Source organism: Trichocoleus sp. Lan, assembly GCF_039961855.1.
Classification (GTDB): domain Bacteria; phylum Cyanobacteriota; class Cyanobacteriia; order Cyanobacteriales; family FACHB-T130; genus FACHB-T130.
Genome location: NZ_JAMPKA010000039.1, coordinates 37,928 through 50,790, shown reverse-complemented (window position 1 = coordinate 50,790; position 12,863 = coordinate 37,928). Strand labels below are relative to the sequence as shown.

Annotated in this window: 14 protein-coding genes and 2 pseudogenes; 10 read left to right on the top strand and 6 right to left on the bottom strand. The window is 47.7% G+C overall.

The genetic code is table 11. The features are described 5' to 3' along the window. Positions 1–262: 262 nt before the first annotated feature. From NDA03_RS24910 to NDA03_RS24895, 4 genes and pseudogenes are all read left to right on the top strand, one after another. Positions 263–400 (top strand): annotated as a pseudogene (locus NDA03_RS24910) (nicotinate-nucleotide diphosphorylase (carboxylating)); the annotation flags it as partial. A gap of 650 nt (positions 401–1,050) precedes the next feature. After that, entirely contained in the window at positions 1,051–2,337 is a 1,287-nt protein-coding gene (locus NDA03_RS24905; RefSeq protein ID WP_348239467.1) for a DEAD/DEAH box helicase, read from the top strand. A gap of 224 nt (positions 2,338–2,561) precedes the next feature. Continuing rightward, positions 2,562–3,194 (top strand): Uma2 family endonuclease, encoded by a 633-nt coding sequence (locus tag NDA03_RS24900; protein WP_348239471.1) that lies wholly within the window; start codon positions 2,562–2,564, stop codon positions 3,192–3,194. A 38-nt stretch (positions 3,195–3,232) separates the two neighbouring features. Beyond that, a pseudogene (locus tag NDA03_RS24895) lies at positions 3,233–3,424 on the top strand (nucleotidyltransferase family protein); the annotation flags it as partial. 102 nt (positions 3,425–3,526) lie between these two features. Here NDA03_RS24895 and NDA03_RS24890 read toward each other — a convergent pair. Beyond that, positions 3,527–3,808 (bottom strand): hypothetical protein, encoded by a 282-nt coding sequence (locus NDA03_RS24890; RefSeq protein WP_348239466.1) that lies wholly within the window; start codon positions 3,806–3,808, stop codon positions 3,527–3,529. Here NDA03_RS24890 and NDA03_RS24885 point away from each other — a divergent pair. The 3 genes from NDA03_RS24885 (at position 3,807) to NDA03_RS24875 (ending at position 5,637) form a co-directional block, all read left to right on the top strand. Further along, positions 3,807–3,935, top strand: coding sequence for a hypothetical protein (locus tag NDA03_RS24885; RefSeq protein WP_277877578.1), 129 nt, complete (start codon positions 3,807–3,809; stop codon positions 3,933–3,935). The two genes, NDA03_RS24890 and NDA03_RS24885, sit on opposite strands and share 2 nt — an antisense overlap. Positions 3,936–4,280: 345 nt before the next feature. Further along, positions 4,281–4,988: a hypothetical protein gene (locus NDA03_RS24880; protein ID WP_199304856.1), complete on the top strand. Its 708-nt coding sequence runs from the start codon at positions 4,281–4,283 to the stop codon at positions 4,986–4,988. Positions 4,989–5,007: 19 nt separating this feature from the next. Further along, positions 5,008–5,637: a PAP/fibrillin family protein gene (locus NDA03_RS24875; protein WP_348239465.1), complete on the top strand. Its 630-nt coding sequence runs from the start codon at positions 5,008–5,010 to the stop codon at positions 5,635–5,637. Positions 5,638–5,717: 80 nt separating this feature from the next. On the opposite strand, the gene NDA03_RS24870 is transcribed toward NDA03_RS24875, so the two are convergent. Together NDA03_RS24870 and NDA03_RS24865 are read right to left on the bottom strand one after the other, a co-directional pair. Further along, complete coding sequence (locus NDA03_RS24870; protein ID WP_348239464.1) at positions 5,718–6,500, bottom strand: intradiol ring-cleavage dioxygenase; 783 nt, start codon at positions 6,498–6,500, stop codon at positions 5,718–5,720. A 210-nt stretch (positions 6,501–6,710) separates the two neighbouring features. Beyond that, positions 6,711–7,310, bottom strand: a complete 600-nt coding sequence (locus NDA03_RS24865; RefSeq protein ID WP_348239463.1) for a hypothetical protein — start codon at positions 7,308–7,310, stop codon at positions 6,711–6,713. Positions 7,311–7,690: 380 nt separating this feature from the next. Here NDA03_RS24865 and NDA03_RS24860 point away from each other — a divergent pair, with 380 nt between their 5' ends. Beyond that, complete coding sequence (locus NDA03_RS24860) at positions 7,691–8,494, top strand: SDR family NAD(P)-dependent oxidoreductase (protein WP_348239462.1); 804 nt, start codon at positions 7,691–7,693, stop codon at positions 8,492–8,494. Positions 8,495–8,637: 143 nt separating this feature from the next. Further along, complete coding sequence (locus NDA03_RS24855; protein ID WP_348239461.1) at positions 8,638–9,498, top strand: MBL fold metallo-hydrolase; 861 nt, start codon at positions 8,638–8,640, stop codon at positions 9,496–9,498. Positions 9,499–9,743: 245 nt separating this feature from the next. Here NDA03_RS24855 and NDA03_RS24850 read toward each other — a convergent pair whose 3' ends face one another. Then, positions 9,744–10,592, bottom strand: coding sequence for an alpha/beta hydrolase (locus NDA03_RS24850; RefSeq protein ID WP_348239460.1), 849 nt, complete (start codon positions 10,590–10,592; stop codon positions 9,744–9,746). A gap of 486 nt (positions 10,593–11,078) precedes the next feature. Beyond that, entirely contained in the window at positions 11,079–11,360 is a 282-nt protein-coding gene (locus NDA03_RS24845; protein ID WP_190412920.1) for an antibiotic biosynthesis monooxygenase, read from the bottom strand. An 89-nt stretch (positions 11,361–11,449) separates the two neighbouring features. On the opposite strand from NDA03_RS24845, the gene NDA03_RS24840 reads away from it, so the two are divergent. Further along, positions 11,450–11,572, top strand: a complete 123-nt coding sequence (locus NDA03_RS24840; protein ID WP_348239459.1) for a hypothetical protein — start codon at positions 11,450–11,452, stop codon at positions 11,570–11,572. 108 nt (positions 11,573–11,680) lie between these two features. On the opposite strand, the gene NDA03_RS24835 is transcribed toward NDA03_RS24840, so the two are convergent. Next, the gene (locus NDA03_RS24835; protein ID WP_348239458.1) at positions 11,681–12,538 is read right to left on the bottom strand and encodes a nucleotidyltransferase domain-containing protein; all 858 of its coding nucleotides are present in this window, start codon (positions 12,536–12,538) and stop codon (positions 11,681–11,683) included. Positions 12,539–12,863: the final 325 nt, after the last annotated feature.

Below are 12,863 nucleotides of genomic sequence, written 5' to 3'. Positions count from 1 at the left end.
CGGTGTCGCTTCACTTTCGCTTGCTCTCCCGACCGCTTTATTAATGTAGCAACCACGAACCGCTTCTGTCAACTGTTTTGAAAAACTTTTTTGGAAAACTCTCAAAATCCCCAAGGGCGCAGCTTTTGGGCTAAGTTGGTTGGGCAAGCTTTTAGAAAAATTAGGGGAAAACTGAAGTGGTGAGTCCCAGGGCTGTTCTACCTCCCTCGATCGTATTAGACCCGCTCCTGCACTCCTGGTTGTTGGAAGATGTCGGTCGCGGCGATCGCTCGAGTCAAAGTACGCGATGCAGATGGGAGGAGCGATGAACCACCGGATGGAACTAGATGATGCTGTAATGATTAAGGATAATCACATTGCTGTAGCTGGAGGAATTGGCGAGGCGATCGCTCGTATCCGTAGGTAGATGGTGAATAAAGTAGCGACCTTGACTGACCTCCACTTTGATATTGGATCTTCCTGGCTACTCAATCGTTAGAAAAAGCGGCTTCTTTTGATGAGCGACCAGCGCATTACTAAGGAGGGGCTAGTTCTGAATTAAGGCTCAAGAACACCGCCGCTAAGAACTGAACGGAGGAAGTGTTGAGCCGATTGCAAGCCCTGACTCATTAGAAGTGCAATCGTGGTACCCAAATGATGCAAACTCAACAAACCCACATGTAGCTCTCAAAGTAAGCGTTTTGATAGCAAAAGTAGCAGATTAAGAAGTAGCAGATGAAGACAATGCGGGGGAAAGCCACGGATGAATAAGAGTTTCTGCTTTAACCCTGTTGACCGCAGTGTAAGGCGACTTGAGTAAAATTGTCAAAATTGAACAAACTCCCAAGAAGCGGGAGAGCATTGTGAAGAGCTTAGCTTACCCCATCCTTCTTCAGATATTTTGTCCAAATGTCTGTTAGGATGAGTTTCTGCCAGTACATTCCGGTCTGTTGCTGGCGCATTGGAAAAAAGCTCATTTAAGCCATCCAACTGAACTACAAATTTCCTGCTCTTAGACTGGCCCCAGGCACTTGATTTGGGATAGGGGCATTACTAGGAGCGATCACATCCATGACATTTCGTAACCTCGGTCTTTCAACGGACCTGCTTCGTGCTGTGGCTGACTCTGGCTATACTGAGCCAACCCCCATTCAGCAGCAAGCAATTCCCGCCATCCTGAAAGGGCAAGACATTTTCGCTAGCGCCCAAACTGGAACGGGCAAGACTGCTGGCTTTACCCTGCCTTTACTGCAACTCCTGGGTACTGCCAACGCCAACCAGGTGCATCGCAGACCTCGTGCCCTCATCCTCACCCCTACGCGCGAACTGGCAGATCAGGTCAAAGATAGCGTCAAAACTTATGGAAAATACCTGTCGCTGCGAGCAGCAGCGATCTATGGCGGCGTGGGAATTAAGCCGCAAGTTCAAACGCTGCATCGGGGAGTTGATATTGTAGTCGCTACGCCCGGTCGCTTGCTCGACCACGTTGGGCAAAAGACGGTCGATCTCTCGAAGATAGAGATACTAGTGCTGGATGAATGCGATCGCATGTTAGATATGGGCTTCATCCGCGACATCCGCAAAATTTTGGCAGTGCTACCTGCATCGAGGCAAACGCTGATGTTTTCTGCCACCTTCTCTAAACCGATTCAGCAGCTTGCCAGCACCCTACTAAAGTCTCCGACCCAGATCGAAGTAGCTCCCCGGAATACCGCCGCACAGCAGGTAGAGCAGGTGGTTCATCCGGTCGATCGCAATCGCAAGCGAGAACTGCTTTCTCATATGATTGGGTTCCACAATTGGCAACAAGTGCTAGTCTTCACCCGGACGAAACACGGAGCCAACCGTCTAGCTGAGCAACTTGCTCAAGATGGGCTGAAAAGCACTGCAATTCATGGCAACAAAAGTCAGGCAGCCCGTACCCGTGCTTTGCAAGACTTTAAGCAAGGAAAAGTGCGAGTATTAGTTGCCACCGATGTAGCATCACGGGGTCTAGATATCGATCAGCTCCCCCACGTAGTCAACTTTGAACTGCCTAACGTACCAGAAGACTACGTGCATCGCATTGGTCGCACAGGTCGCGCTGGTAATGAAGGAAGAGCGGTGTCCCTCGTCAGCGAAGATGAATACTCATTCCTCAAAGACATCGAACGATTGCTCAATCAAACCCTTGTGAAAGACGTGATTCCAGGCTACGAACCAACTGCCCCAGTCCGGAAAGTGGTAGACCAAGCGAAAGGTCAGGGCGCAAATCAAGGGCGCAGTAACCGAGCAAAGTCCCAGGCACCATCCGCACCTACCCGCAGCAAAAAGCCCAGCGCACCAGGACGCGCTCGAAAAAGTCTGCACACTGCTTAAATTTCTGGCGATTGCCGCCTAGTTAAGGCGAGATACCCGGCTTTTTTAAAAAGTTGGGTATTTTTGTTAAGGGCTGACAATCTGGTTGGCAAGGGGTGCGGTGCGAAATACAGGTTTGCGATCGCTATTTGGCAATCCCTGTCAGTTAGTCATCAATGATAATTATGGGTGAATGGGGAGTTACGGTTGAAGAAGCTACCCCAGCAATCGATGGAAGAACACCAATGACCGTTACCATTCCCATTCGTGCCATTGAACTCACTCCCGGTAGCATGATTAGCATTCATAACTTGTCTTGGCAGGACTTTGAACAGATTCTTACGGAACTGGGAGAAAAGCGCAGCACCCGCATTGCATACTACCAAGGAACGCTGGAAATCATGTCCCCTTTGGCATTGCACGAACGCCCCCATCGCATCATTGCTGATATTGTCAAAGCTATCTTAGATGCTCAAGGGCGGGACTGGGAAGATTTTGGCTCAACTACTCTGAAGCAACCAGAAATTGCCGGAGTCGAACCCGATACTTGCTTTTACATCCAGAATGCCAGTCGTGTCCGGGGTTGCACCAATATGGATCTAGCGGTTTACCCACCCCCGGATCTCGCCATTGAGTCTGATGTCACTTCAAAGACTACCTTGAACGCCTACGAAGCGCTGCGCGTTCCGGAAGTGTGGATCTATCGGAATCGCCAACTCAAAATTTACATTCTACAAAATGGTGGCTACGCCGAATCATCCATCAGTGCTATCTTTCCCGATTTGCCGATTACCGAAATGATTCCCCAACTGGTGCAAAAAGCCATTGATGATGGAACCAGTCGGATGCTGCGCGAACTGAAAATACAACTAAGTTAATAACTGGAAAGATTAGAACAAAACTAGACAAGCAAAACATGGATAGTGCCACTCGCCTCCAGAAGATTTTAGTTGATTCGCCGGTTGGTGTTGTGTTACCTGCGATCGCGCTTTTGAATCTCCCCGATTGGTGGTTAGCTGGCGGTGCAGTACGAAATACGGTTTGGCGATCGCTCTTTGGCGATAACTGTCAGCTACTCATCAATGACTTTGATATAGCCATTTTTGAACGGATGATTGGTATTGGAGACACACGAGAGGAGGAATTTCTCTCTCGTGTGTCTCCCTCAATGTATCGAACCTAGGTCAATCTAGGTGGTGCCAAATTGACTTTAATTGCCATAAACCTGCCGCCGATTTACAAGTATGCGGTAGAACAACCCTTCTGGGTTTCTTACCACCTCTCGTTTGCGCGTCTCCTCAACAACTTTGAGAGCATAGCGAACATCTTCTATGCGAGATTGACGGATCAACCTCTCTAAATTGGTGTCTAGCGTGAGTCCTGATGCTTTGACTTGGGCACGAATGAACTCATGAATCAGTGTCAGTAAAGCATCCCAGGGCTTGTTTTCTGGCAATTCTGAGTTATCATGGTTACTATATGAGTCTGCCATGTGGAAACATTCCTCCTGTTTGGAAGTTTTTGGTGGATTTCAATTGAATGAAGGACGGATCGCGGGCAAGCAAACCCGTCCCCAATATATTCTGTACAGTGAAGGCTATCGATATCTACGTCGGTAGCCTTCACTGTTTTCAGTATGGACCATACAACTCAGTTTTGGCAATATCTGTGCGGCTCTACTGTTTGAGTGTTAATGCCAAAATTCCGGCTGCTGAGATTCCTTCGCGTTTTCTGTGTTTGCCGTAAGGGATAAATCGGTTAAGTTAGCCCCATTGAGTAACAACCCTGGAGTAATACCAGGGCTACGGCATTAAAAACTTCGGTGCTTGGCATTTGATGCATGGGTATATGTATAATGTGTTAAAGCTAGTGGCATGAAGTACATAACACCTTCACTTCGGAATAAGCCGGAAAGTCAGAGTAAGGTCAGTCTTCAGTAGTAAAAACATAGCTAAAACAAGTGTATGCCGACCGAAAAAGCCCTTTTAGAAACGGAACAAGAAGCTCCAAACGCAAACAGCCTATCTAGCCCTAACTCAGTAATGTTTGTTCACAACAAACTTGATGAGTATGGATTAGACCCCTACGAGTTTCGGGTTTATGCACATGCTGTTCGTAGGACAGGAGGAAAGCCTAATGGTAAGTATTTTGCTAGTCTTGGCAAGACAGCGGAAATCTGTCAGATGAGTGTTCGCCGCGTCCAGTATTCATTAAAGTTCCTATGTGAGGCTGGTTTCCTTACCCAAGAAAAACGTGCAGGACGCACAGATGAGTACAGGGTAACTCTTGTAACTAAGTGGGCAAGACCGGAAGACTTAGAGGTTATCCGAGAAGCAGTTACAGGTATTAAGAGGAAGAAGACTAAGGGTAAGGGTCAATCAGCTAAATTAAGCCAAGATAACTACACTCCTGAGCAAAGGCAAACTCTAGCTGAGGCTGCTGCCAAGATCCAGAATTTACTGAAGCAACTAGAACAGACCAACCCTACTGCTAGTCAGGCACACCAAAAAGCTTTTGTGACTGCTGCCTTTCCTCTAACTGAGAGGAAGCGGTTCGTGAGCGCTTTTCAAGCAGGTGGGAAGGAAGCACTCAAAGAGTTTTTAGACGATTCGTACATCAATATTACAGATGGAATGTTGATGGAATGGCAGAAAGCCGATACCAAGTTGTAGTCTAAAACTTAATAAGGATGTGGAACATCAAGACATGGTAGGGGATGACGCAACGAGATTTGCCTTAAAAACTGAACTCTTGCAGCGAGTAGAAGCATTAGGACTACAGCAAGCGCTATTTCCGTCTGATGGAGAGCCAATCGATGAAATTGTGCAGCAGCTAGAAAGCATCAATCCCATCCCACACCCACTCCACCCCAACCATCTGCCTACTCTACTCGGTAACTGGCAATTGGTGTACGCCTCAAAAGGAACGGTTGTTACTCGCCAACTTGCATCAATTCCAGATTTTGGGGGAACAATAAACATCAAACGGGTGTGGCAAAGGTTGGTTGCAGGCGGTACGAGAAAAATTTCTGCCTCTAACGGCGCTTTTCTTGACTTACCCCTGTTGGGAGAATGGCGATTACAGGCTGACGGCGTTTGGGCTTGGGGCGCGGATAAGAAGACGGTTAAGGTGAGCTTTGACAGTTTTTCGATGCAAGCAACAAAGCTTTTTAGCATGGAAAGCTGGAGTTTTCCTGAACTGAAAATCCCAGTATTGGAATTTCTCCGGAATGAGGCGGAGTGGACAACCTCCTACTTAGACGAAGAAATCAGGGTAGGACGAGGTGCAACAGGCAATCTGTTTGTGTTTCGTCGTGAGTGAGTTGGGCGTTTTGAGCGATCACATTCTATCAACTCTGGAATTATGGAGAATGCGATCGCTGTTGATTAATCTGCAATAGTTCAAGTCATCTGAAGCCCTATATCGAACGTACCCACATAGCCTTGTGCATCTTGGGTTAGCTGGAGCATCAGTTGTTCACCACCATCTTGAAAAATGCCGTCTCCATCGTTTCTCTGGGTGCGCTGTCCCTTAGCGGCATAGGGAGGCTGTGCGTGGACTCGATCCGTGAGAGCATCGTCGAAGTAAAGCTGCGAGGTAAACTCAGAACCACGCCCAGACGCAGAATCGGTGCGAATCTTGAAGTGGATGTGAGCCGTTCTGCCTGGATACCAGCCAGGGTAAATCGTCACAAACTCCGCAGTCCCATTTGCATCCGTCACCTGATAGCCGCGCAGGAATTTTTGCCCTTGCGTATCCCCGTTGAAGTCCCGAACATCGGAATACACCCCCAGCGCGTCGCAATGCCAAATGTCTACAGTTGCACCCCTCAAAGGCGTACAGGATCTACTATCAATCCCAGAGACACGAAACACCAAACGCAACGGTACTCCCGGCTTTACCGCACCGTTTGAGGGATCTGAGCGGATATCAGAACGGTTAAGCTTCTCATCCACGAAATATGGCCCTTCCGTTTGTTGGGGTTTTACCACGCAAGTCGGAGTCTGCGCGATCGCTACCGGAGTCGGTATCTGAGTTGATGTATTTATCGGTTTTGCTGAGATCGACTCTTCGCGCCACCATCCCACAAGCGATACTGCCGCTGTTCCCCCTAGAAAGCCAAGCACCTCTCGCCGCTTCAGCATGGAGACAACTGGGATTCTTTTCACACGGTCTTTTTTCATTTCATCTGCTCCAAATAGAATTATCGCAATCTACCTGGGCGGTTGAAACCGCGTCTACACAGACAAAACCCGCCTGCGCGGGTTTCAAAATCTTTGATTTGTCTTAAGTCCGCGCAGGCGGACTTAGTTTGTTTAGCCGCGATTTCTAATCGCCAGGGCTTATTGAAAATTTGGTCGTATCCACGAAAGGGTCGCTAAATTGATTCAAGCTTATTGCTGAGGAGGAGGTACGTCTGATTGGTTGCCATCTTGAGGTGGACGGGGCGGAACTCCCAGCGCATTTACCAGTTGCTCTTCCGTCACGCCGAGTTTTGCCGCCGCCGCCTTAAAATCGGGTCGGGGTGGGCGTTGTCCCGGTTCGGGCGGTGTAGTTGGTGGGTTTGCAGGTACTCCCAGTGCTGCCTTCAAATTGGCTTCTGACACACCCAGCTTCTGCGCTGCGGCTGCAAAATCGGGACGGGGCGGACGGGGCGGAACTCCCAACGCATTTACCAATTGTTGTTCGGTAATGCCGAGTTTTGCCGCCGCTGCTTTAAAGTCGGGACGAGGCGGGCGCTGTCCTGGTGTAGGATTCGCTGGCACTCCCAGTGCTTCTTTCAACTTAGCTTCTGAAATGCCCAATTTCTGAGCCGCAGCGGCAAAATCTGGTCCTCGTCTGCGTCCCTGTCCCTGCTGTTGTTGATTAGGCTGGGATGAGTTTTGGGCTTGTCGGCTAGGCGATTGAGCCGTTGCCTGATTGAGAGTCACACATCCAAACGTCCCAACTAGAACAGGAATTGCGATCGCTGCCAGCAGTCGGCGGGTATTCATCACAAGCTTTCTCCTTCGGTTGAATCTCGAAACGTGTCTATAAATTCAATTAAGCTCAACCAAAATTACAGCTTGCCCTTCGTCTAAATTACAGTTTTGTAATCTGAGCTAGTGAAGGCGAGATCCCCGACTTTTCTAAAAAGTCGGGGATCTGAACCGCAGGCGAAGCTCTGCGAGCGCGCTAGCGCTATCGCGTGAACTCCACAAAAGCAACCTCAAACACACAACAGCCATACTTCCTTGGAAAGACGCGATCGCACAGATGTCTTCCTAGGATTAGTAAGAGTTGCGATCGCATTCGCGCAGACTGTCTGGTCGCGAAAAAGAAGCAAGCCACGGCTTTCCAAGCGTGGTGCAGTCCTACAGGAGTTTGAATGGTTATGAATAGTTCGTCGAACCGACCTCTGGCTGTCGTGACAGGTGCCTCCAAGGGCATCGGTTACGAGCTTGCCAAACAGTTCGCCCAAAACGGCTTTGATCTCCTCGTCACAGCCACCGGATCGAGTATCGATGAAGCCGCTCAAACCTTTGAGGGACTGGGTGCAAAAGTCGAGACGGTGCAGGCTGATCTTGCTACTTATGACGGTGTTGAGACACTCTACAACCAAATTAAGGCGACTGGCAGATCGGTAGAGGCGATCGCAATCAACGCCGGGGTCGGTGTCGGTGGTGATTTCGCCCGCGAGACTGACCTAAAGGACGAGCTGAATCTCATCAACCTGAACGTCGTTTCATCTGTGCATCTCGCCAAACGGGTAGTGAAAGATATGGTCGAGCGCGGCAAGGGTCGAATCCTCTTCAGTTCGTCAATTGCTGCCATCATGCCAGGGCCATTTGAAGCAGTCTACGCGGCTTCCAAAGCATTTGTACACTCCTTCTCGGAAGCGCTACGCAACGAGTTAAAGGACACAGGCGTCACTGTTACCTCACTCATGCCTGGGCCAACCGATACCAACTTCTTCCATCGTGCGGGAATGGACGACACCACGGTGGGTACAAAACAGAACGATGACCCGGCTGAAGTCGCCAAACAAGGTTTCGATGCCTTAATGGCAGGCAAGGATCACATCATCGCTGGTTCGCTCCTGACGAAGATTCAGGGCAATGTGAGCAAGGTTTTGCCTGATACCCTCAAGGCTGAACTGCATCGTCAGATGACTGAGTCTGAGTCGGCTAACAAGTAACGCACACAGTGCCTTCCCGATCATCTGTTGTATATAAAGGCGTTTTGGCAGGCATTCTCATACCGACCGGAGCAAATGCAAGCGTCGAATGAGGTGCAGACATCAATACCCGTAGGCAAAAAGTAGTTTAAAGCAGAACATTTATGCACATTCATCATCTCAATTGTGGCTGTATGTGTCCGGTCGGTGGGGCGCTCTCCGATGGCTTCAGTCGCGGTTTGACGGCTCGCCTCGTCTGTCACTGTCTGCTCGTGGAGACGAACCAGGGACTCGTTCTAATCGATACTGGCTTTGGTCTGCGCGATGTTAAGTCACCTTACGAGCGACTCAGCCCGTTTTTTATTCATTTCAACGGTATCCAGTTCGATCGCAAGTACACGGCGATCGCTCAGGTCGAGCAACTAGGATTTTCCGCACGGGACGTGCGCCATATCGTGCTTACCCACCTCGATTTCGATCATGCTGGTGGGCTGGAAGATTTCCCTGAAGCAACCGTACACGTAATGCAGACTGAAATTGACGCAGCGCAGGATCGGCACGGCTTCATTACCAGCCAGCGCTATCGTCCAGAGCAGTGGGACGAGGTAAAACGCTGGAAGTTCTATTCGCCGGGAGGCGAACCCTGGTTCGGCTTCCAGGCTGTCCGCGATCTTGACGGACTACCGCCAGAGATTCTCCTAGTTCCGCTTGCTGGTCACACACGGGGTCATGCTGGCATTGCCATCCAGACAGGAGATAGTTGGCTCCTGAATGCAGGCGATGCCTACTTTTACCGACACGAGATGGACTCCTCCGAACCACGTTGCACGCCGGGAATGCGTTTCTACCAATGGATGATGGAGGTGGATCGCGAGGCGAGGCTCCACAATCAAGATCAGCTGCGTGCATTATCGCGCGATCGCAGTAACGACGTGCGCCTCTTTTGCAGTCACGATGCGATCGAGTTCAAAGCCTTCGCCGACCAGTCCAGCGACTCCCAGAACTTGAAAATTCATCATTCATGAAGTCTACGTCAATCGGATTGATTGAAGAAGCAGGAATTAAGAGCGATCGCGCTGAACAGCAGGAGGCTATGCTCAGTTAGTCCCCGATCTGATGTTTGAGGTCAAGTCCAAAACTGACTTCTTATTTAAGTTGCGTCAGAAGACTCAGGAATTTTTAGCTGTATGAACACATGTTAGGGTTTTAGTTGACTTGCGATTAGTTTATATGAAGATAAGAAAATGTTAGGCTTCCTATCAAAAAAGGGTTAGCGATTGAAAAGCCAATCGAGTAACTCTTTGTCAAATAGCTCTGGCTCTTCAAAGTGAGGCGCATGGCTGCTCTTCTCAAATATGCGGATAGTAAGATTACTAAACTTGTCTCTTACTCCTTCCCACATATAGGGTGGTGGAACGAGGTAATCGTAGCGACCAAGTGCAAGCAATACAGGTGCTTGCAACTTATCTAAGTTCTCAGTAATATCTATATCCCGAAAAACCTCGCCCCAGACATAATCAAACATAGCCATATTGACTTCTATACCTTCCCAAAGTTTTGTCGCGTCATAGTTGTAGTCAAACCAACTTTTGGGTCCCATGAGAAGGCAATAGGCAATAAAAGCTTTCTCAGGCGCAGCAGATATTTCTTCAGGCAACCTGGTCAGGTTTTTAGCAAGAGCTGCTTTACGCTCAGGACAAACAGAATCATTCAGATATCGTTCCGCCGCAAGATGCCCTTCACGCGAGTAATTTGGTCCTACACACATCATTACCACATGAGACACATTGGCAGGATATTTCTTGGCATACTCCAGCGCCATAAATCCATGACCTGAATGACCAATAACAATAATCTTGCCAAATCCTAGCTCTTTCCTAACCAGTTCAATATCATCAACCAGTGAGTTTAACTGGAACAAAGAGGTGTCTTTACAATTAGAAGGAGGTGAGAAACCTCGATGATCGACAAAGACCAACTTTAGACTACTACGAAGATTATTAGAAAACGTTCTAGAGTAATACAGTGAACTTCCAACCACGATGGTAGGAGTACCGTCACCCTCAACAATATACTGAAGCTTAAAACCGCTTGAATACACATGGCCTGTTAAAGACATATTCGTACTTCTCCACATTTCATCCGCTTAATCATAAATACAGAGACGACCGCCATACAGTCTAGGATTTACTATGATTCGTTCAAGTAGTTTCGACATTTTAAGTAATCGCTTAATTAAATGTTAATACTAGGATAAAGTACGCTTTTGCAGCGTACTGGGTTCAGGAATAGATTGACATAGACGCAAGACATACATCCTCGTACAGTTGCGATCGCGTCTTCACAGCACCATCCAATCGTTTAGCAAATTTGAAGCCATTAGCACCAGAAGTCTTAGCTATTTTAGCTACAGTAGCAAAAGGACAAGCTACGGTAGTCAGTGCGTAAAAATAGAGGTCAGCAATGTCCAATTACTACCATTGAACGATCGTGCTGTATCAACTCATAAATCCTCGTCCTTCCTTAGTATAATTTTAGGAGAGGCGAGTTGGATTTGTGTCATAGACACGCAGACAGACTTGTAGGGAATTTTTACTACCCGATCCTACAAAGTGCCTGACTCTAGTTGCTCCAAGTATATGAAATCAGGAGCCTTTACTCCGGCTTCAGCTCTGATTCTAATGAGTTTAGGAGATTCAAAAAAACGCTTGGCATCGTCTATCGATGTCCACAATGAGAAATGCACCACTTTGTTGGGATCGCTTTCATACTTTAAGACCTGATACGACCTCTCTCCAGCTTCCCTTCTTATGTCGGATGCATTGTCAAAAACCTTCTTCCACGACTCGTAGTCTTCAACTTCATGGATAATTAACACGTATTGCATAATTTATCTAGCTAGTAGTGTTTCTTTATTAACCTAACCGATGCTTGGGACATTGGTGTTGGTAGTAGTGGATCGCGAGCCGAGGCTCCATGATCAAGATCGGCTACGTGCATGATCAGGCGATCGCAGTAACGACGTGCGCCTCTTTTGCAGTCACGATGCGATCGAATTCAAAGCGTTTGCCGATCGCTCAAGCGACACTCAGAACTTGAAAATTCATCATTCCTGAAGCCTGCGTCAGTCAAATTGATTCAGCAACCAAAGCTAAGGCGATCGCGGCAAGTAACAGGAGACTATGCTCAATGCTAGCCCTTTAGACTTTACATATCTAACCGGCGATTGCCATACCATCGGCTCAAATCATGCTCAATTCCTTCAAGGATTGCGATCGCATCCATCATTGATTTTGCATCAGCCGCTAACAAAGCAAACACTGACTCAATCCGTTGTTGATAGTTTTGTGGGCAGAGTGCAAAGCTGTTGGCAACTGCCACCGCACCTTTCTCATTCAATAGGTATTCTTCATTGAGTGCAAATAATACCTGATTCATACAAGCTACGCTGCGGAAACAGCAACCTGCTGCATAGGCAACATCACCGCGTGCAATTGCCTTTTGTGCAATGAACAGTGAGAAACTAATTTCCCAGGCAAAAGTATCAATAGTTGCTTGTTTAAGCTGAATAGGATAAGGGGTTGTCTTTGCCTTTAAAGCATCTAAAACGTTATACGGATCGTGAAGTGGCAGACAAATTGCAACTTCACCCATATAAATAGAGGACACAAAGCCGTGTGGATGCCCTGGTTGGTAATCAATAGTAATTTTCCCAGCATGGCAATCATTAATGACACGATTAACCTGAGCCACATCACGATAGAGAAAATCTACAGATACTCCTTCTACCTTTAGCCAACCACCGCCATTAATCCATTTCCCCCATCCACCAATTGGGGTGATTAGATTTGCGCGATGATTGTCGTCAAGTTCAGAGGCGAGGTGATTTAGAGCAGTCACATCAAGCGGATTCTCTGGATTGTAATAGATTCCCAGATCCACATCTGACTTCTGTGTATGGTTGCCTCGTGCCCTTGAACCCCCTAGAGCGATCGCTGCAATTCCCTGAATTGACTGTAAACGTTCAACAACACGGTGGATGAACTGAGGCAACTGCTGATTCATATTGACTCCATTTTTACCACCAATTCAAAACTATTTCACATTAGATGCTAACAGACAAATTTCCAATAATTCCCTCACTCATAACATAAGCTGCACAACTATTAGTTGTACCGCATTCGCTATCAAACAGCACCTGTTTCAACTATATTTTCTATGTAGATTTATCTACATGAGAATTCTGTTGAATAGTCTGTATCTAGCTGAATCGAAGCGATTAGGCTTTGAGTCCAAGGAAAGCGATCGCGGCAAGCAACAGGAGACTATACTCAGTTAGTCCCTGCTTTGATGTTTGAGGTCAAGTCAAAACAGATTTTGTGCCCAATCT